General features: G+C 71.2%; 1 protein-coding gene. It reads left to right on the forward strand.

Going from position 1 to position 403, the window contains the following annotated elements:
- Positions 1–107: 107 nt before the first annotated feature.
- A partial coding sequence (locus EN852_RS35675) for a response regulator transcription factor (RefSeq protein ID WP_135879666.1) occupies positions 108–403 on the forward strand: 296 nt, incomplete at its 3' end.

Genomic DNA, 403 nt, shown 5'->3' on the forward strand with positions numbered 1-403 from the left:
GTGGACCCGCCCCGGGCTGGGCACTGAAGTCGCGCTGGCGGTTCCCGCCCGGCGCCTGTATCACCGCCGCCCCTCACGCTGGCGGTGGCCCTGGAGAAGAACATCCCATGAGTGAGTCCCCTGCCCCGATCGGCGTGCTGGTGGTCGACGACCACCCGTTGCTGCGTGACGGACTGGCCGCGCTGGTGGGCGCCCAGCCCGACCTGCGCATGCTGGGCGAAGCCGCCGACGGCGAGGAAGCCATCGCCCGCTACCAGCAGCTACGGCCGGACGTAGTGCTGATGGACCTGCAGATGCCACGCCTGGATGGCGTCGAGGCCATCGTGCGGATCCGCGCGATGGACCCGCGCGCGCGCATCATCGTGCTGACCACCTACCGTGGTGACGTACGCGCGGTACGGGC

Origin of the sequence: Mesorhizobium sp. M2E.F.Ca.ET.209.01.1.1 (assembly GCF_004010375.2) — a bacterium.
Classification (GTDB): Bacteria; Pseudomonadota; Alphaproteobacteria; order Rhizobiales; family Rhizobiaceae; genus Mesorhizobium.